Annotated in this window: 14 protein-coding genes and 1 riboswitch; of the genes, 6 read left to right on the forward strand and 8 right to left on the reverse strand. The window is 65.4% G+C overall.

What is annotated here, in order from left to right:
- Positions 1-19 precede the first annotated feature (19 nt).
- Positions 20-925, forward strand: coding sequence for a LysR family transcriptional regulator (locus ACW17Z_RS12390; RefSeq protein ID WP_492056226.1), 906 nt, complete (start codon positions 20-22; stop codon positions 923-925).
- Positions 926-955: 30 nt separating this feature from the next.
- The gene (gene pyrC, locus ACW17Z_RS12395; RefSeq protein WP_492056227.1) at positions 956-2,065 is read left to right on the forward strand and encodes a dihydroorotase; all 1,110 of its coding nucleotides are present in this window, start codon (positions 956-958) and stop codon (positions 2,063-2,065) included.
- Here the strand turns inward: pyrC and ACW17Z_RS12400 are convergent.
- From ACW17Z_RS12400 to ACW17Z_RS12410, 3 genes are all read right to left on the reverse strand, one after another.
- Complete coding sequence (locus tag ACW17Z_RS12400; RefSeq protein WP_492056228.1) at positions 2,062-2,820, reverse strand: dienelactone hydrolase family protein; 759 nt, start codon at positions 2,818-2,820, stop codon at positions 2,062-2,064. The two genes, pyrC and ACW17Z_RS12400, sit on opposite strands and share 4 nt — an antisense overlap.
- Positions 2,821-2,830: 10 nt before the next feature.
- Positions 2,831-4,420, reverse strand: a complete 1,590-nt coding sequence (purH, locus tag ACW17Z_RS12405) for a bifunctional phosphoribosylaminoimidazolecarboxamide formyltransferase/IMP cyclohydrolase (protein ID WP_492056229.1) — start codon at positions 4,418-4,420, stop codon at positions 2,831-2,833.
- A 32-nt stretch (positions 4,421-4,452) separates the two neighbouring features.
- Positions 4,453-4,533, reverse strand: a riboswitch (ZMP/ZTP riboswitch).
- On the reverse strand, positions 4,510-4,869 hold the full coding sequence (locus tag ACW17Z_RS12410) for a hypothetical protein (protein WP_419319099.1): 360 nt from the start codon (positions 4,867-4,869) through the stop codon (positions 4,510-4,512). It overlaps the preceding riboswitch by 24 nt.
- Before the next feature lie 925 nt (positions 4,870-5,794).
- Here ACW17Z_RS12410 and polA point away from each other — a divergent pair.
- On the forward strand, positions 5,795-8,713 hold the full coding sequence (gene polA, locus ACW17Z_RS12415) for a DNA polymerase I (protein WP_492056230.1): 2,919 nt from the start codon (positions 5,795-5,797) through the stop codon (positions 8,711-8,713).
- Positions 8,714-8,883: 170 nt separating this feature from the next.
- Positions 8,884-10,797: a methyl-accepting chemotaxis protein gene (locus tag ACW17Z_RS12420; RefSeq protein ID WP_419319097.1), complete on the forward strand. Its 1,914-nt coding sequence runs from the start codon at positions 8,884-8,886 to the stop codon at positions 10,795-10,797.
- A 96-nt stretch (positions 10,798-10,893) separates the two neighbouring features.
- On the opposite strand, the gene ACW17Z_RS12425 is transcribed toward ACW17Z_RS12420, so the two are convergent.
- From ACW17Z_RS12425 to ACW17Z_RS12440, 4 genes are all read right to left on the reverse strand, one after another.
- Complete coding sequence (locus ACW17Z_RS12425; RefSeq protein ID WP_492056231.1) at positions 10,894-11,292, reverse strand: type II toxin-antitoxin system VapC family toxin; 399 nt, start codon at positions 11,290-11,292, stop codon at positions 10,894-10,896.
- A complete protein-coding gene (locus ACW17Z_RS12430; protein WP_492056232.1) occupies positions 11,289-11,540 on the reverse strand; it encodes an AbrB/MazE/SpoVT family DNA-binding domain-containing protein in 252 nt (83 codons plus the stop codon). The genes ACW17Z_RS12425 and ACW17Z_RS12430 overlap by 4 nt, the downstream gene beginning before the upstream one ends.
- Positions 11,541-11,616: 76 nt before the next feature.
- Complete coding sequence (locus tag ACW17Z_RS12435) at positions 11,617-12,765, reverse strand: carbohydrate porin (RefSeq protein WP_492056233.1); 1,149 nt, start codon at positions 12,763-12,765, stop codon at positions 11,617-11,619.
- Between the two features lie 1,193 nt (positions 12,766-13,958).
- Positions 13,959-14,270 (reverse strand): hypothetical protein, encoded by a 312-nt coding sequence (locus ACW17Z_RS12440; RefSeq protein ID WP_492056234.1) that lies wholly within the window; start codon positions 14,268-14,270, stop codon positions 13,959-13,961.
- A 335-nt stretch (positions 14,271-14,605) separates the two neighbouring features.
- On the opposite strand from ACW17Z_RS12440, the gene ACW17Z_RS12445 reads away from it, so the two are divergent.
- Positions 14,606-14,971 carry a helix-turn-helix domain-containing protein gene (locus ACW17Z_RS12445; RefSeq protein WP_492056235.1) on the forward strand — a complete coding sequence of 122 codons (366 nt, stop codon included), beginning with the start codon at positions 14,606-14,608 and terminating at the stop codon, positions 14,969-14,971.
- A 105-nt stretch (positions 14,972-15,076) separates the two neighbouring features.
- Here the strand turns inward: ACW17Z_RS12445 and ACW17Z_RS12450 are convergent, their stop codons facing one another.
- Positions 15,077-17,191, reverse strand: a complete 2,115-nt coding sequence (locus tag ACW17Z_RS12450; protein ID WP_492056236.1) for a hypothetical protein — start codon at positions 17,189-17,191, stop codon at positions 15,077-15,079.
- A gap of 26 nt (positions 17,192-17,217) precedes the next feature.
- Between ACW17Z_RS12450 and ACW17Z_RS12455 the strand changes: the two genes are divergently transcribed.
- Positions 17,218-17,724: an N-6 DNA methylase gene (locus tag ACW17Z_RS12455; RefSeq protein WP_492058526.1), complete on the forward strand. Its 507-nt coding sequence runs from the start codon at positions 17,218-17,220 to the stop codon at positions 17,722-17,724.
- Positions 17,725-17,947: the final 223 nt, after the last annotated feature.

A 17,947-nucleotide genomic window follows, 5' to 3' on the forward strand; every position in this document is an offset into this window, starting at 1 on the left:
TTCTGTTTTATAGAACGATATGAGATCCCTGAACTTCAACCATCTCCGCTATTTCTGGGCGGTCGCGCATGAAGGCAGCCTCACCCGAGCGGCCCAGCGACTGAATCTGTCGCAGTCGGCGCTCTCGGTGCAGATCCAGAAACTCGAACACCAGATGGGGCACGCCCTGTTCGAGCGTGTCGGCAAGCGGCTCGTCCTGACCGAGGCGGGTCAGATCTCGCTGGACTATGCGGACACCGTGTTCCAGGCCGGAGACGAGTTGATGAGCACCCTTGAAGGGCGGCCTCTCGCAAGCGCCCAGGTACTGAGGGTCGGCGCGCTGACGACCCTGTCGCGCAACTTCCAGCTTGAGTTCCTGCGCCCTCTGGTCGGCCGCGCGGATGTGGAGTTGATCGTGCGGTCCGGCACGACACGCGACCTGCTCGCCCAGCTCGAAGCTCACGCCATCGACGTGGTTCTGTCCAACAGCGCCGCTCAGCGCGACGCCCGCGCGCCCTTTCGCAATCACCTGCTCAACCAACAGCCCGTCAGCCTGGTGGGCCGGCCCAGGCCCGGCAAGCCACCCTTCCGCTTCCCGGAGGATCTGCGCAGCGAGCCCATTCTGCTGCCAAGCCTCGACAGCGACATCCGGGTCGGGTTCGACCTTCTGCTCGATCTGGCGGGCATCCGGCCGATCATCCTGGCCGAAGTCGACGATATGGCGATGCTGCGCCTGCTGGCCCGCGAGCGCGAAGGCGTGACGCTGGTGCCGCCGATCGTCGTCCGTGACGAGCTGGAATCCGGCGTGCTGGTCGAGCACTGCCGGATCCCGCAGCTCACGGAAAGTTTCTACGCCATCATTCAGAACCGTCGGTTCCCAAACGCATTGCTCGCGGACTTGCTGACGCGATATGAGAGCGGCAAGCCCAATACCGCTGCGTCTTGATACCAGCCACGCCTGCCAAGGAGCCGATGAATGACGATCCCAGACAGGCCTGTGACCGAAGCCGGCTCCCACCCCGTGGCGCAGCGCCGCCTGACCCTTCGCCGACCCGACGACTGGCATGTCCACCTTCGTGACGGCGACATGCTGTCTTCCGTCGTCAATTTCACGGCCAGGCAGTTCGCAAGGGCTATCGTCATGCCCAATCTCCGTCCGCCGGTCACGACGGTCGCGGCCGCCAAGGGCTATCGCGACCGCATCCTCGCCGCCGTTGAGCCGGGCCTGGCCTTCGAGCCGCTGATGACCTGCTATCTCACCGACACCATCGACGCAGGCGAAGTCGAGCGCGGCTTTGCAGAGGGCGTCTTCACGGCCTGCAAGCTCTACCCCGCGAACGCCACCACCAATTCGGCCCATGGCGTCACCGACATCCGCAACATCCAGCCTGTGCTGGAGGTCATGCAGCGGATCGGCATGCCCCTGCTGATCCATGGAGAGGTGACCGATCGCGAGGTCGATATCTTCGACCGTGAGGCCGTCTTCATCGAGCGCATTCTCGCCAAGCTGATCGCGGATTTCCCGGCGCTCAAGGTAGTGTTCGAGCACATCACGACGGCCGACGCCGTGTCGTTCGTGGAGGCCGGCGGCCCCAATCTGGCGGCGACGATCACGCCGCACCACCTGGCGATCAATCGCAACGCCATGTTCGATGGCGGGATCCGGCCCCACTTCTATTGCCTGCCGGTCGCCAAGCGCGAGACCCACAGGCTGGCCCTGCGCCGAGCGGCGACGTCCGGTTCCGCCAAGTTCTTCCTGGGCACAGATTCTGCGCCGCACGCCGTTGGCGACAAGGAATCCTCGTGCGGCTGCGCGGGCGTGTTCAATGCGCCCTTCGCCATGGAAAGCTATGCCAAGACCTTCGACGAGGAGGGGGCGCTGGACCATCTCGAAGCCTTTGCGTCTGAAAACGGCCCACGCTTCTATGGTCTGCCGCTCAACGAGGGCGTCATTGTTCTGGAGCTTCAATCGTGTCCGGTTCCCGAAAAAATGACGCCGGGATCGGAGAGCCTGGTGCCGTTTCATGCCGGTGAGACGCTGAACTGGCGCCTTGCCGGCGCATCGACCGCCCCGGCGAGCGCCTAGTCGGTCAGGGTTTCCGTCAGGGCCCGCCCGAAATAGTCCCGCGTCTGGGCCAGAAGGTCCGGACGGTACTTGGCGCGCGGGTCATTGGCCTTGTCGTCGTCGAAGGCGTGGGTGGCGTCGGCGTGGAACACGGTGTCGACGCTCAGCCCGTCCAGGGTCAGCCGCTGCAGCGCGCGCTGGGGCGCCTTCCAGCCGACGACTTGGTCGCGACCGGCCAGCACCGAAAACACCCGGGGGCCGCCGGCGCCCCAGCCGTGGCGCGTGGTCAGGGCGGGATAGCCGGCGAACGGATAGACCAGCAGGGCGCCCCTGACCCGGGCCCGCAGCCGGGCCGGATCGGCGTCGACCAGACCCGTGACCCTGGCCGCATTGGCCCCGATCGCGTAGCCGTCCATGATCGTCCAGCCGCCGTGGCTCCAGCCGGCCAGGAAGATCCGCTCGTGATCGGCCCAGGACTGGTCCTCCAGCCAGGCCATCACCCCGAACAGGTCGGCGGCGCGTTTCAGCCCATGCAGCCGCACGCCGGTGCAGACCGTCAGCTTGGCGTCGAGGGTCGACATGCCGCGCGGCTTCAGCGAATCGACGACGATCGCGGCATAGCCCGCCTCGACCGCCGTCTGGGCATAGGCTTCCAGGAACGGCGTCTTGCCGCCGCAGCCGTGCAGGATCAGCGCCACCGGGAAAGGGCCGGGCCCGTCAGGCTTGAACACCTGCGAGTGCTCGATGACCCTGGTTCCCCAGGTGGCGCTTTGCATCATCCGGATCCTAGTGCCTGAACACCCGAACGCCGGTGAAGGCCATGGTCAGGCCCAGCTTGTCGGCGGCCTCGATCACCTCGCCGTCGCGCATCGAGCCACCCGGCTGGATGATCGCCGTGGCGCCGGCCTCGGCGGCCTGGATCAGGCCATCCGCGAACGGGAAGAAGGCTTCCGAGGCGCAGGCGCAGCCCTGCAGGTCGAGGCCGAAATCGGCGGCGCGCAGGGCCGCGATGCGGGCGCTGTCCTTGCGGTTCATCTGGCCGGCGCCCACGCCCAGGGTCTGGCCGTCGCGGGCATAGACGATGGCGTTGGACTTGACGTGCTTGCCGACGGTGAAGGCGAACAGCATGTCGCGGACCTCGGTGTCGGTCGGCTGGCGCTTGGTGACGATCTTCAGATCCGAAGCGGTGATCCGCGCGTCATCCCGCGACTGCACCAGGAAGCCGCCGGCCACGCTCTTGAAGGTGTCGCCGGTCGACAGGGCGTCGGGCAGGCCGCCGGTCACCAGCAGGCGCAGGTTCTTCTTGGCCGCGAACACGGCGATGGCGTCGTCGTCGGCTTCCGGGGCGATCACCACCTCGGTGAAGATCTCGACCATCGCTAAGGCCGCCTCGCGGGTCAGGCGCGAATTGACGGCGACGATGCCGCCGAAGGCCGAGGTCGGGTCGCAGGCCAGGGCCCGCTCATAGGCTTGCCGCTGCGAGCCGCCCACCGCCACGCCGCAGGGGTTGGCGTGCTTGATGATCGCCACGGCCGGACCCTGGGCCGGATCGAACTCGGCGATCAGCTCGAAGGCCGCGTCGGTGTCGTTGATGTTATTGTAGCTGAGCTCCTTGCCCTGCAGCTGGGTGGCCGTGGCCACGCCGACGCGGGGGCTGGGGAAGGCATAGAAGGCCGCCTTCTGGTGCGGATTCTCGCCATAGCGCATCACCTGGCGCAGCTCGCCGGCGATCGCCTTGCGGGCCGGGAAGTCCTGGCCGAGGGCCTGGGCGAACCAGGCCGAGATCGCCGCGTCATAGGCCGCCGTGCGGGCATAGGCGCGGCCCGCAAGGGTCTGGCGAAGAGCCAGGGTGGTGCCGCCGGCCTTCAGGGCGTCGAGCACTTCGCCAAGGTCGGCCGGGTCGGTGCAGACCGCCACATAGCCGTGGTTCTTGGCCGCCGAGCGGATCATGGCCGGGCCGCCGATGTCGATGTTCTCGACGCACTCGGCGTAGGACCCGCCCTTGGCGACCGTGGCCTCGAACGGATAGAGGTTCACATACAGTATATCGATGCCGCCGATGCCGTGGTCGGCCATGGCTTGCGCATGTTCGGGAGCATCCCGAACCCCGAGAAGCCCGCCGTGGACGATGGGGTGCAGGGTCTTGACCCGGCCATCCATCATTTCGGGAAAGCCGGTCAGGTCCGACACGTCCTTGACCGGCAGGCCGGCCGCGGCGATGGCCGCCTTGGTGCCGCCGGTCGAGACCAGCTCGACGCCGGCCTCGTGCAGGACCTTCGCCGCCTCGACCAGGCCGGTCTTGTCGGAGACCGACAGCAGGGCGCGTTTGGGGATGACGAGATCGGGGGCGGACGGATAGTCGGGGGCGGCGGGCACGGCGGGACTCCGGGTCTGGTGAAACAAGACGGTAAGGGAGCCCAGGCGCGCGGCGGATGAGGTTCACGCTCCCCGGTGGTCGCCCACCTTCAACGCCAGTCACGCGAACGGGCGGAAAATACGGGCGGGGGCGGGGGAGTCAATGAGCGGCTTGCCGCGCGCCGCCGACGCTCGGTGTCCTGCCGGATCAGCTCGTCCAGCACCGGCGTGGCGCTGGGCTGCAGGATGTCGGCCCGGCCGCCGGCGATCTGGGCGCGATTGTCGGCCAGCAGGGTCAGCATCAGCGTCCGCTCGCGCGCCGGGATCTGGTCGAGAAAGGGCGCGATCTGCCGATGCAGCTGTTCGGTGACCTCTTCCAGCCGGTCATACATCGTCATCGCGCGCTCTGTGGTCTTGTTGACGCGGCGAAGCGGACGATAGCGGCTGCGGGGTGGTTTGGACTTGGGCATGGGGCGTTCTCCTGGGTTGGATGGATCGTCACTCGCCCCCTCCTGACCTGCTGCGCAGGTCGTCCTCCCCCGGAGGGGGAAGATGAGGTCGGCGCGGTTCATCTTCCCCCTGCGGGGGAAGACGGTCGCGAAGCGACCCGTAGGGGGCAAGTCTGGCGGACACGGGCTCTCAGCCTCACGCGGCATCAGCCACTGAGCTAGTCGGGGAGGCGCGAAGCGGCCGGGACGACCCCGGATGACCGTGATGTGTTGTTTGCGTTTCGGCTCGACCTGTCCGCTTCGCAGAAGCTGTTCTTGCGTGAGGATTGGGCCAAGCGAGCGTGTTTCAGCTCTGATACCCAAGAGCCCCCGTACGGGCGCGCACCAAGGTCGATCGGCTAACCGTCTCGACCCCCGACGATGCGCGATAGGCGGGTTTACGATCCCTCGCCCTGTTGCTCCGCGCTGTTCCTCCGACGAGCCTTCCGGTGGTCCCGGATCTATCCAACGAACAGACCACCTTCGTCCTCGCCGCGTGACCGCGCGGCCCCGCTCAGCTCCATCCCCATCGCCGCTGTTGGGCCGGATCCAGGCGCCTCCCCCTGCGACGGGGACAGCTACGATTATGCGGGAGGTTTGAGCGCCGAGGATTGGCGCGATCGATTATTTTACAAGCGATTGATCAGGCTAGCATCTTTTTTGGAAAAGGCGGGGATTGAGCGTCCCCTATCCCCTACCTCCCGTCATTCCCGCCCTTGTGGCGGGAACCCCTCGTACCGCCGCAAGTGCGGGAGGGGCGAAGTGCGCGCGCACTTCGCTGGCGCTTCACGTGTCCGCTGAAACAGGGGTTCCCGCCACAAGGGCGGGAATGACGGTGATCTATTGGAGGGCCTCCCACCCCCCGCCAAGTCTTCCCGCCGCCCGGTCGCCAGCCTATGGTCCGGCCATGACCGACACCGCTGCGCCCGCCGATTCTGCCACCGCCCCGACCATGCCCGCAGACGGCCCCGCCGTGCGGCTGTTCCTGGTCGACGGTTCGGCCTATCTGTTTCGCGCCTATCACGCCCTGCCGCCCCTGACCCGCAAGAGCGACGGCCTGCCGGTGGGCGCGGTGCAGGGTTTCTGCAACATGCTGTGGAAGCTGTTGCGCGACATGCAGGGCGATACCCCCACCCATCTGGCGGTGATCTGGGACCACTCGGAAAAGACCTTCCGCAACAAACTCTATGACAAGTACAAGGCCCATCGCCCGCCGCCGCCCGAGGACCTGATCCCGCAGTTTCCGCTGGTGCGCGAGGCGACCCTGGCCTTTGGCGTGCCGGCCATCGAACTGCCCGGCTATGAGGCCGATGACCTGATCGCCGCCTATGCCTGCCGGGTGCGCGAAATGGGCGGCGAGGCGGTAATCGTGTCGTCCGACAAGGACCTGATGCAGCTGGTCGGCGACGGCGTCTCGATGTTTGACCCGATGAAGGGCCTGCGTATCGACCGCGAGCAGGTGTTCGAGAAGTTCGGCGTCTATCCCGACAAGGTGGTCGATGTTCAGGCCCTGTGCGGCGACAGCGTCGACAATGTGCCCGGCGCTCCCGGCATCGGCATCAAGACCGCCGCCCAGCTGATCAATGAGTATGGCGACCTCGATACGCTGCTGGCGCGGGCCGGCGAGATCAAGCAGCCCAAGCGCCGCGAGACCCTGATCGACTTTGCCGACCAGATCCGCCTGTCGCGCCAGCTGGTGCAGCTGGACTGCGATACGCCCCTGCCCGAACCGATCGCTGACCTGACCCTGCGCGAGCCCGACAAGGCGGTTCTGCAGGCCTTTCTCGAGGCGATGGAGTTCCGCAGTCTGGCCCGCCGGGTCGGGGACGGCAGCGCCGCCGCCGCGCCGCGCACCCTGGATCGCCCGCCGGGTGAAAGAGGGCTGGGCGCCGCGCCCAGTGCGCCGGTGGCGACCGTGTCCTATGCGGGCGCCGCAGCCCGGGCGGCGGCGGCTCCGGCCAGCGATCCTGTGGCCATCGACACCAGCGCCTATGCCTGCGTGCGCGACCTGGCCACCCTGCAGGCCTGGGTCGACCGGGCCACGGCCAAGGGCATTGTCGCCTTCGACACCGAGACCGACGCCCTGGGTTCGGCCACCGCCGGTCTGGTCGGCGTGTCCCTGGCCCTGGCGCCGGGCGAGGCCTGCTACATTCCGCTGGCCCACGAGGAAAAGGCCGAGGGCCTGGCCTTCGAAACCGCCGCCAGCCTGGAGCAGATCCCGCTGGCCGAGGCGATCGCCGTCTTGCGCCCGATGCTGGAAGACCCGGCGGTGCTGAAGGTGGCCCAGAACGGCAAGTACGATATCGCCGTGCTGTCGCGCTACGGCGTCCAGGTCGGGCCGATCGATGACACCATGCTGATCAGCTATGTGCTGGAGGCCGGTCTGCACGGCCATGGCATGGACGAGCTGTCGGAGCTGTGGCTTGGCCACAAGCCGATCCCGTTCAAGTCGGTGGCGGGCACGGGCAAGGCCCAGATCAGCTTCAAGCATGTGGGTCTGGTCGAGGCCACGGCCTATGCGGCCGAGGACGCCGACGTCACCCTGCGGCTCTACAACATCCTCAAGCCCCAGCTGGCCGCCAAGGGCCTGCTGACGGTCTATGAGACCCTGGAGCGTCCGTTGCCGCCGGTGCTGGCGGCGATGGAGAACGACGGCATCCGGGTCGATCCCGAAACCCTGCGCCGGCTGTCCAACGAGTTCTCGATGCGCATGGCCGAGTTCGAGGCCCAGGCCCAGAAACTGGTCGGCCATCCGTTCAATCTGGGCAGCCCCAAACAGGTGGGCGAGGTGCTGTTTGGCGAGATGGCCCTGAAGGGCGGCAAGAAGACCGCCACCGGCCAGTGGTCGACCGACAGCGACGTGCTGGAGTCACTGGCCCTGGAGCACGAGCTGCCGCGCGTGCTGCTGGACTGGCGCCAGCTGTCCAAGCTCAAGGGCACCTATACCGACAACCTGATCGCGGCCATCGCGCCGGGCAGTGAGAACCGCATCCACACCTCCTACGCCCTGGCGGCGACCACGACGGGGCGCCTGTCGTCGTCGGATCCCAACCTGCAGAACATCCCGATCCGCACCGAGGAGGGCCGCAAGATCCGCAAGGCCTTCGTGGCCGCGCCGGGCAAACTGCTGATCAGCGCCGACTACAGCCAGATCGAGCTGCGCCTGCTGGCCCATATCGGCGACATCCCCCAGCTGAAAAAGGCCTTCCAGGAGGGCCTCGACATCCACGCCATGACCGCCTCGGAAATGTTCGGCGTGCCGATCGAGGGCATGCCCAGCGAGGTGCGCCGCCGGGCCAAGGCGATCAATTTCGGCATCGTCTATGGCATCTCGGCGTTCGGCCTGGCCAACCAGCTGGGCATCGGCCAGGGCGAGGCGGGGGCCTATATCAAGACCTATTTCGAGCGCTTCCCCGGCATCCAGGCCTATATGGACGCCACCAAGGCCTTCGTGCGCGAGCATGGCTATGTGACCACGATCTTCGGCCGCAAGATCAACATCCCCGACATCCACGCCAAGTCGGCGGCCCAGCGGCAGTTCTCCGAGCGTGCGGCGATCAATGCGCCGATCCAGGGCGCGGCGGCCGACGTGATGCGCCGGGCGATGATCCGCATGCCCGGCGCCCTGGTCGAGGCCGGCCTGTCGGCGCGTGTCCTGCTGCAGGTGCACGATGAACTGGTCTTCGAAGCCCCCGAAGCCGAGGCCGAAGCGACCTGCGCCGTGGCGCGTCGGGTGATGGAAGGCGCTGCCGAGCCGGCGGTGGCCATTTCCGTGCCTCTGACAGTTGAGGCCCGCGCGGCGCTCAACTGGGATGAGGCCCACTGATCAAAAAAGCGGCTGACCTGCCCGATGTGCGACATTACGCTGCGGCAGCGTTAAGGCCGTGGAAACGGATTGCAGGGCAAGGCTAGGCTCGGCGCTTGCCCTGGATTCAGGCTTAAATCCCTGTAATTTCTATGGCTTTACGGCGCCCTCACACAATCCGGGAGTTGGCTGTGTCGTTCGGCGATCTGAGAATTCCGCAAAAGCTGATGACGGTGTTTTCCGTCATGCTGGTCACGATCATGCTGATGGGCGCAGCGCTCTACGCCAACAAGCTGAGCCTGACCAGTTCCGTCGAGCGGACCGAGCGGGCCTATCAGTCGTTGCGCGCCGCCGACACCGCAGCCTTCCGCCTGACCCGACAGGAAAACTCGCTGCGGGGCTTCCTGCTGTCGGGCGATGAGTATTACGTCCAGCGTCTAGAAGAGGCCCACAAGCCCAAGTTCCTAGCGGCGCTGGACAAGCTGCGCGAGCTGAACAAGGGCGACGAGGCCGATCTGGCGCGCATCGCCGCCGTTGACGCCGCCTATGCCGACTATCGCTCGCAGGCCATCGAGCCCGCCCTGAGCCTGGGCCGCGATCCCCTGACCCGCCCGCAGGCCATCGATCTGGTCAAGCATGACGGCGTCGCCGACAAGGCCGTCGAGCCGGTCGAGAACGCCATCCAGGCCATCGTCGACGACTCCGAGGCCGTGGTCGCCGCCGAAGCGGCCGCCCAGAAGAAGGCCTCGACCGCCTCGACCCTGACCCTGGCCATCGGCATCCTGGTCACCACCGCCATCGCCCTGGCCAGCGGCCTGCTGTTGACCAGCGGCATCGCCGGCCCGGTCGCCGCCATGACCGGCGCGATGCGCCGCCTGGCCTCGGGCGACCATTCGGTGGCCGTGCCGGCCGCCGGCCGCAAGGACGAGATCGGCCAGATGGCCGCCGCCGTCAGCCACTTCAAGGAGGCCGCGCTCGAGAAGATCCGCATCGAGGCCGACGCCGCCCATCAGCGCCAGGCCGTCGAGACCGAGCGCGCCGCCAACGAGGACGAGAAGAGCGAGGTGGCCCGCAGCGACGCGGCCAATTTCGCCGCCCTCAACGAGGCCCTGGATCGCCTGGCCTCGGGCGATCTGACGCACCGCATCACGATACCGTTCTCGCCCAAGGCCGAGAGCCTGAAGAGCAATTTCAACACCGCCGCCGAACGGGTGCTTGACGCCATGAAGGCGATCACCGCCACCACCGGCGGCGTCAGCGCCGGCGCGGACGAGATTGCCCGGGCTTCTGATGACCTGTCGCGCCGCACCGAGCAGCAGGCCGCCAGCCTGGAAGAAACCGCCGCCGCCCTCGACGAGATCACCGCTACGGTCCGCCGGACGGCCTCGGGCGCCAAGGAAGCCTCGGAGGTGGTGGCCAACGCCCGCACCGACGCCCAGCGCTCGGGCGAGATCGTCAGCCGGGCCGTCGCCGCCATGACCGAGATCGAGGGGTCCTCGCAGAAGGTCGGCAACATCATCGGGGTGATCGACGAGATCGCTTTCCAGACCAACCTTCTGGCCCTGAACGCCGGCGTCGAAGCCGCTCGCGCGGGTGAGGCGGGTCGCGGCTTCGCGGTCGTGGCGCAGGAGGTGCGGGCGCTGGCCCAGCGCTCGGCCGACGCGGCCAAGGAGATCAAGGTCCTGATCTCGACCTCGACCCAGCAGGTCGGCACGGGCGTCAGCCTGGTGGGCCAGACGGGCGAGGCCCTGCAGCGCATCGTCACCCAGGTCGCCTCGATCGACGCCCTGGTCAATGAGATCGCCGCCTCGGCCACCGAGCAGTCCACGGGACTGCACGAGGTCAATCAGGCCGTGAACCAGATGGACCAGGTGGTTCAGCAGAACGCGGCCATGGTCGAACAGGCCACAGCCGCCACCCACGCCCTGAAGGGCGAGGCCAGCGAACTCGCCAATCTGGTGGGCCGGTTCAAGGTGTCCGCCGGTGGCGCGGCCCAGGCGGAAAACCGCGCCGCGCCGCCGCCGCGCGCCCGTCCGCAGACCGCCGTCCGTCCGGGCCGCAGCTCGGCCGCCGTTGCGGTCAAGGAAGAGTGGGAAGAGTTCTGATTCAACGCTTCCGATAGAGGTTCGACCAAACGGGCTCGCCGCATCCACGGCGGGCCCGCTTTGCATCGGGACCGTTTCAGCCCGCGAAATTCCGCCTCACGCGGGGAGGCGCGCGCTCAGGCCCTGGGCGTCCAGCAACCTGACGGCCTCGTCGTCGAACGACACGAAGGTCTCGGCGCCCAGCCAGCCGCCCTCATGGGCGATGACGCCATCGGCAAAATCGCCGCCGGCCCTGAGCACGGTCAGGCCAGCCTCCACTGCCGGACGGTCGACGACGACATTGGCGCCGTTCATCAGCCGCTGGATGGCTTCGCCGATGTCTGATGCGGGGACCCGATAGCCCCTGGACAGCACCCACACCAGTTCGCACAGAGCGGGCAGGGTCAGGGCGACAAGCTTTGCATTGGCCAGTTCGACCTGGGCCCGAGGGCTTTGCTGCGGATTGTCTCCGGTGATGGCCCGGACGAGGATGTTGGTGTCGGCGGTGATCTTCACCTTTTGCCGGCCCAGCCGCGGGAGGCGATGGCGTTCATCTCCTCGATGGAGAGGGATGGCCCGCCCTGGCGCTTCAGGAAGTCGAACGCATCGGCGATGTTGCCGGCAGGTTTCGCGGCCCTCACCTCAATCCGCCCGTCGGGCAGCTTGCTCAGTGTGATCTTGTCGCCGGGGCCAATGCCCAGGTGATCGAGCAATCCCTTGCGAAGGGTGACCTGACCCTTGCTGGTGACGGTGAGCGTATTCATGTCGCGTCTCCCTGACCCAAAATGTAAGGGAAAAATGCCTTACATTCAAGATCGCGAGGGCGGTTGTCGCTTTGCGCTAGAACCCGACGCTGATCCGCAGGGCCGCGATGACCGCGTGGCCGATGCTCGCGTCGCCGGCCGGGTTGATCACATATTGCAGGTCGGGCTGCAGGGTGATCGGGCCGACCGTATCGGCATAGGTCAGTTCCAGGGCCGCTTCAGAGCGGCGCAGGGACGTGCCGGCGTCGAGGGCGTTGGCGCGGCTCCTGTCGCTGAACCAGGCCTGGTTGGCGCCGAACGACAGGGCGCTGTCGGGGCGACCTGCAAAGACCTGCTGGATCAGGATCCCGGCCTGCCAGCCCCCCGAGAAGTCGGTGGTGGCGCCGTCTGACAGGCCCAGGCGCGCGAAGGCGACGCCGCGACGCGGGCCTTCGGTTCGCGCGTGGAGCGGATGCTCGGCCAGCAGATAGACGCCGTGGGCGTTGCGGCGCGCCGGGTCGCCGGCGGCGTCCAGGTCGCGGATGTCGTCCTGCTCGCGGGTATAGCGCCAGGCGCCGATGGCCAGTTTGCTTGAGCCGGCCCAGCCCGCCTCGGCGATCAGCAGGGCGCCGCTATCGAACGAGGTGTCGATCCCGTCGGGGTCACCCAGCACGCCGGCCTCGGCGTTCAGCGCGGCGGCCTGGACGTAGAGATCCTCGCGCGGCGCCCATTTCAGGCGGACGGCCAGGGCGGTGGAGGGAAAGATCGACGGGCCGTTGGGGCCGGTTGCGGCCAGTTCCGAGCCGATGCCGAAGGCCGGGGCGATCAGCAGTCCGGCGCTGTCATTGGCGTAGAATTCGCTGTTGAGGTCGTAGAGGCCGATCCGCACCGAGGCGCTGTCGGCGGCGAAGCTCTGCTGCACCCAGGCCTCGAACAGGCGGGTGCGCTGGCGCGAGACCTCGATATTGTCGACGCCCTGGGCCGTCCCTGCGTCGTCATTGGGTATTCCGCCGCTGTTGTTGAGCACCAGCAGATGGGCCGATCCGCCGGCCCAGCCGACAGCCTTGTCCAGATCCAGATCGAGGCCCAGCTCGAGATTGTCGAGAAAGCGGCCGCGCCTCGAAATTCCGCCGTCGATCACGCCTGTGACGCCGGCGGTGTAGCCTATGCTCAGGTCAAGAGCGGGCGATTGGGCCTCGTCTGCCAGGGCCAGGCTGGATGCGCCAAGCACAGATGCGGCGGCCACGGAGCCGATCCCCAGGGCGCGACGGCGCCGGCGAACGCTGGTCCTGAACTGTGCGTGCATCTGACGGCTCCAGCGCGTCGAAAGTCTGTCGAACGCTTGGTGAGGATGGCGCGCGGCGGCGGACATCCCGTTAACTGACCCGTGCGGAAGCCCGCGACGAGTTGTCGCGCACCTCCTGGGGCCTGGCCTGCGTCAGTATGACGCTGAGGACGGGTGGCGGGGCATGAAAATGTCTTGCGAGGGCGGAAGGTGGATTAGCCTTGCGCCGGGGGCGCGGGGTCTTCGTCGAATAGTTCGGCCCGGGTGGCGGCGTCGTGATCGTTGAGCATCCGCCGGCAGAGCGCCGGGGGCCCCGCCGGAGGCGCGGGGCGGCGACCAGACCCCAAAATTCCACCGAAGGCGCCAACCCGCCGGGTTGCCGTCATCCGGCCCCGGGAGGCGCCGGAAGGGTCTTTTCAGAGAGGTCCTTGGTGGAGCCGAGGGGAGGCGATCCGGCGGGCGCTATGTCGTTGTAATTTGATGATTTTTCCGAGTCTCTGGTAGGGGCTTTGTACCCGTAAAGTGTACCATTTCCCCCAGCTTGCAGGCGCGTAAAGCGCCGCCGCCTTACGACGATTTTGTTAGTCCCAATGACCGGTCATGGAGCGATGGGAGGGCACTTGGCTAGCTATGCTTCTGAATGCCTCCACCTTCAGCTCGCCTTAATCGAACCGGGGTTCATCAAGGGGCTATGCTGTGGGAGGATCATTCAACCTGCCAAAGTTGGTCGTCATAGAGAGGTCTGGCTTTGCAAGAAAAAATGACACTTTCCCAGAAGACGGAGTATCGCAGACTTATTGATCGGCAATGGGCTCGTGCACTTAGTGGGTCAGAGCTGAAAGTGCTTTTGTTTATATTTACAAACACGACGGAGTGGGGAAAGTTTGCTGATCATTTCACGCTTGATCACTTCGTGCATGGGGTCGGTAAGCAGTCTGGGTCGGGCCTAAGCAAGGCTACAGTTCGTAGGGCAATAGCTTCACTAGAGGCCCAAGGCATCATCGTCCGGTTGCGCGTGCGAGACGGATATTGGTACGCGATCAACTTCGATTGGCGGCCAGACTGAGGGGAGTGGTTGAGACGACTCAAGAGTGCTCATAATGAGCACTCGTGATAGGTAAAAATTGCCACTCTATATACTAAGGGTAAAACCTCTAAGGAACATACCACACTCGTCGCCTAAGCTCCGAGGGTTGTGCTTCAACTCGCGCCATACCGGCGGAATTGATTGTGGCCGTGCCGTAGTCCGCGAGTAGCTCCAGCTTCGCGCTTGGTTCAGCCAAGTCGGCCATGCCGGTGGAATCCGCCCGGATGCGCTTTGCGAGCTCCTTCTCGACGGCTTGCGGCTTACGTTCGACTTGCGGGTCGACCATTCTCGCATCCATCTTGCTGCGTCGCTTAGGTTTGGCGCAGGCAATCAAAATCGTCCGCGCGCCATAGATGCGCCAGAAGGCCGTTTTTCTCACGGGGCTCCCAAAGGGCGCGGCCCACCTCTCAAGGTGCCTGTGGGCCCGTCTGGAAGCCTTGGCGGCGCATGCTGCGGGGAGAGTGTCTCGTGCCGTGGAGATTCCGCGCATCTCTTCGCTATGTTAGGTGCGGACGTCACTCTGCCAGTCCGCGTCGCGTCACCGAGAGCGTCCCGATGGGAGGTGTTCGGAAAGGGTACATCAATAGCTGTCGTGGCTCCCTGGGTGTGGCACCCGCTCCGATGAGCGGAACATCGTTGGGTCGCCACATTAAGGCCCGGCAATTGCCGTATTATTATACGGACTGACGGCGAAATCCGGCGCTGAGAGCGGTGGTGGCGAAGATCCGTTCCGGTGGATCTTACGGGATGTCTCTAAAAACCCGCGTTGGACGCCGTCTGCGTGAATGCCGCGACGATGCAGGTATGACCCAAGAGGTGCTTGCGGACGTGTCGGGCCGGTCGGTGGATACTATTTCCGCTATAGAGCGCGGGATTATGCTGCCGGGTTTTGAAACGCTGGACCGCCTAGCTTCCGCACTCGAAGTGCCGCTCGGAACCTTCTTCGATAGTGGGAGTGATCAAGAGGGAGATGAGCGAGCAGGGTTGCTGGCAAAGGTTATGTTGCGAGCTCGCAAGCTGGACGACGCCAATTTGCGGATCGCGGCAGACCTGATCGAAGCCCTTATTCGGGGCCGTTGAGTCGCCAAGCGACCCGAGGCTACGTGTCAGGATGTCTGCTTAGTACACGGCTTGCACTCCAACGCTGGTCAACCCAAGGCTTTGCTACGCCCGGGCAATGCGCGCCTAGAAACTGTAGCGACTGTCTCCCAGCGACCGGGTGATGGCATCGAGCATGTCGCTGGCCCAGTCGCCAAGAACGGGTGTGTCGACCCAGTCCGCCAAGGGTGCCTTGAAGCTGGTGAGATGCGCATTGAGCGAGCCGCCCCAAGAGCTTGGATAGACCCGCAGCCGAAGGGCGGCCTTGAATCGTTTTGAATGGCCATAAATCTGAGCGAGGTGTTGCAGTGCGGGATGCCAAGCCCACGCCGAGCCCTTTTGTTCAAGGATCGGGAAGAAGCTCAGCAGGAACCCGATCCGGTTGTCCGGATCGACTGCCACCCAGTCGAGCATCAAGTTGAGCGGCGTATTGAACAGTGCGCCCGAACCAGTACGCGATACGTCATAGGCAAAAAGTTTCGTCGCCGACGTGATCGAACTCAAGCGCTCGCGCTCGACGCGCGTTGCGATCTCATAGAAGCTGGCTAGTGCCAGCCAGACCTCATTCGGAGCCCGCTTGACGATGACCTCGAGAGCATCGCGCAGGGCGTCCGAAGGGCGGCCGCGCCGCCCACCCGTCGTGCGGCAGACCTGTTCGATCTGGAGAGCAAATGCGCGGGCAAAATCACCGTCGATTGCACCTGACGCATCCAGCATCCGAACCATGCGGCCGTAATTGTAACCGGCGTTCGCTGGGTTGCCCTCGGCACCTTCGGCGATCGATGGTGATAGGATGGCGCACTTCACTAACTTGATGATCTCCGGGGAGGGGGCAGCGTTGCCGTGTGTGACCATCGAAAGGATTTCGAGGGCAGCCCATGCGCCGCCATCCGCGCCCCGATCAATAAGTGCGGTGACGAACCGGCTAAGGCCGGCCTCCGAGACTTGATCGAGCCCTCTGCCATGGGAGATGCTTACAGTCTGTCGGGGAGTAACCATCCCAACGCGGATCTCGTTGGTGAGCGCGTCCAATCGCTCATCCGTAACGCGGAGCGAGGTCACGATATACATCGGGTTTGTCGCGAGAATCACCGATTTCTTGGCGATCGCGACGAGCGCACTGACGTCATCAACATTGTCGGCAAGTCTACGGTCGAGGGCCGTTAGGAGCGTCCCGACAAAGTTCACGCCCGCACGACTGCCGCTGGCATCGAGCGCCTCGACAGCCTGCTCAAAGGCACCGAGCGGATCGGATAGATGCTCGACTAGAGCATTGGCAAAGGGCTGAGGCGAGTTCATTTCCTGGCTAGCCATGGCGCGGATCACGCGCCCGATTTGATCAGGACTTTTCGCGATCTCAGGCGCGAGCGCCGCCGCTCGCCGCGCCGAATATTCGAAGTCGGGGTTCTCCTGATCCTGTGCGTAGCGCGTATTGGGATCGTGAATGTCCGAGGCCCAGAACCTGCTGTAAAACTGGGCTTGATCGACCGGATCGACGGGGAGCGTTGCATCGTAGAGGGCCTTAACCGCATCCGAGAAATTGGTCGGCTTCTCGGGGCTGTCGAAATAGAGCCAGTCGCCGATGCTTTTTGCCGCCCCAAAGTAGGAGCCCGTGGAGGCGACCACCTCGCGGACAAATGCTTCAATCGTTGGAAAAAGCTCGGGCAGCAGCAGGTTGCGCAGGTCGCCTGAGAGATGGTCCTCGATGACAGGACGCAGTTCGGAGTCCTTGCGCCAGACCTCGCGCAGCCTAACAAGCGCCCAGTTGAAATAGGCGTGGATCGTGCCTTCATCGGCGGGTGCCCATTCGGGACGATAGGGTTCCGCACCTACCTGCTCGAAGTCGTCTGAGCGTGAGATATAGGTCTGGATCATCGATCCCAAAGCCTCCACACCGGCCCGCCTGATCCTGGGATCGTCCTCCTCAAGCGCCTCCTCAAGTGCTTCGCGGCGACGGCGATCGTCGGCCTGTGTTCCGGCCAACGCGACCTGGAAAAGCTGGCGCAAGAGCTTGACGATCGAGGGCGAGGCGTCGCTGTCCGCAACAGCAGCCAGGCGCAAGATCATCTGCGCGGCCGGCTTAAAACTGTCCTTACGGCCCGCGAGCAGACGTAGTGTATCGACCAGCTCGTCAGTGACGACGATCGCGGCAACTTCGTCGAGCGAGGTCCGGCCGATGACGAAGAACAGGGCACCGGCCATCCTGTCGGGTTCGACGCGGGCAAACGCTGGAAGATAGGGGGCGATATCAGGGTGGAGGATGGCGGAATTGGCGAAGGCTCACCAACCCGCCGTTCGGCGGCAAGGAAGAGGACGGTGTCGAGAACAACTTCCCCACCTTCCGCACCAAGGAAACGGCGGACCTGTTCCTGGCGCTGATCGTACGCCTGTTGCGGAAGGATGGCCGCGCCGCCGTAGTGCTGCCCGATGGCTCGCTGTTTGGCGAGGGTATCAAGACGCGGCTGAAGGAACATCTGATGGAGGAGTGTAACCTCCACACCATCGTCCGCCTGAGACAGGAGTGCTTTCGCCGAGTACCGCAAGGAGCAGATTGCGATGCGCGTCCCTCCGCAGTTTTGCCGTCGGCGACCGTTGCCTGGGAGTCCTCTCAGCATCAAATTGAGCGGCAAGAGACCCCAACGTTAGGGCCGCTGGAACATCCAAGCGCGTATCAACCCCGAGGTTGGAAAAGCGCGGGTTTAGTTGGACGTGGAGCCCATGAGAGAAGCGGGTGACGATGCGCTTTTCATGTTCGATCATAGCTTCCTGCATGAGGCTTGTGAGCCGTGCGAAGCTGGGGCTGGACACGTCAAGATCAACGCCTTCGTGGGCAAGCAGCTTTCTGGTCTCGCCGTGCACGGAGGCCAGCGCACTCGCGCCTTCCTCAATGTCGGAAAGGTAGCCGATTTCTTCCAGCCGAGCGCTTGCATCTACGTCACGCGACCCAAGCGTAATTGC

This window comes from Caulobacter sp. GSs2, assembly GCF_058680895.1.

Coding starts and splice junctions, on each gene's coding strand:
- ACW17Z_RS12390 (WP_492056226.1), top strand. CDS start 20: ATGAGATCCCTGAACTTCAACCATCTCCGCTATTTCTGGGCGGTCGCG.
- pyrC (WP_492056227.1), top strand. CDS start 956: ATGACGATCCCAGACAGGCCTGTGACCGAAGCCGGCTCCCACCCCGTG.
- ACW17Z_RS12400 (WP_492056228.1), bottom strand. CDS start 2,820: ATGCAAAGCGCCACCTGGGGAACCAGGGTCATCGAGCACTCGCAGGTG.
- ACW17Z_RS12410 (WP_419319099.1), bottom strand. CDS start 4,869: ATGCCCAAGTCCAAACCACCCCGCAGCCGCTATCGTCCGCTTCGCCGC.
- polA (WP_492056230.1), top strand. CDS start 5,795: ATGACCGACACCGCTGCGCCCGCCGATTCTGCCACCGCCCCGACCATG.
- ACW17Z_RS12430 (WP_492056232.1), bottom strand. CDS start 11,540: ATGAATACGCTCACCGTCACCAGCAAGGGTCAGGTCACCCTTCGCAAG.
- ACW17Z_RS12450 (WP_492056236.1), bottom strand. CDS start 17,191: ATGGCCGGTGCCCTGTTCTTCGTCATCGGCCGGACCTCGCTCGACGAA.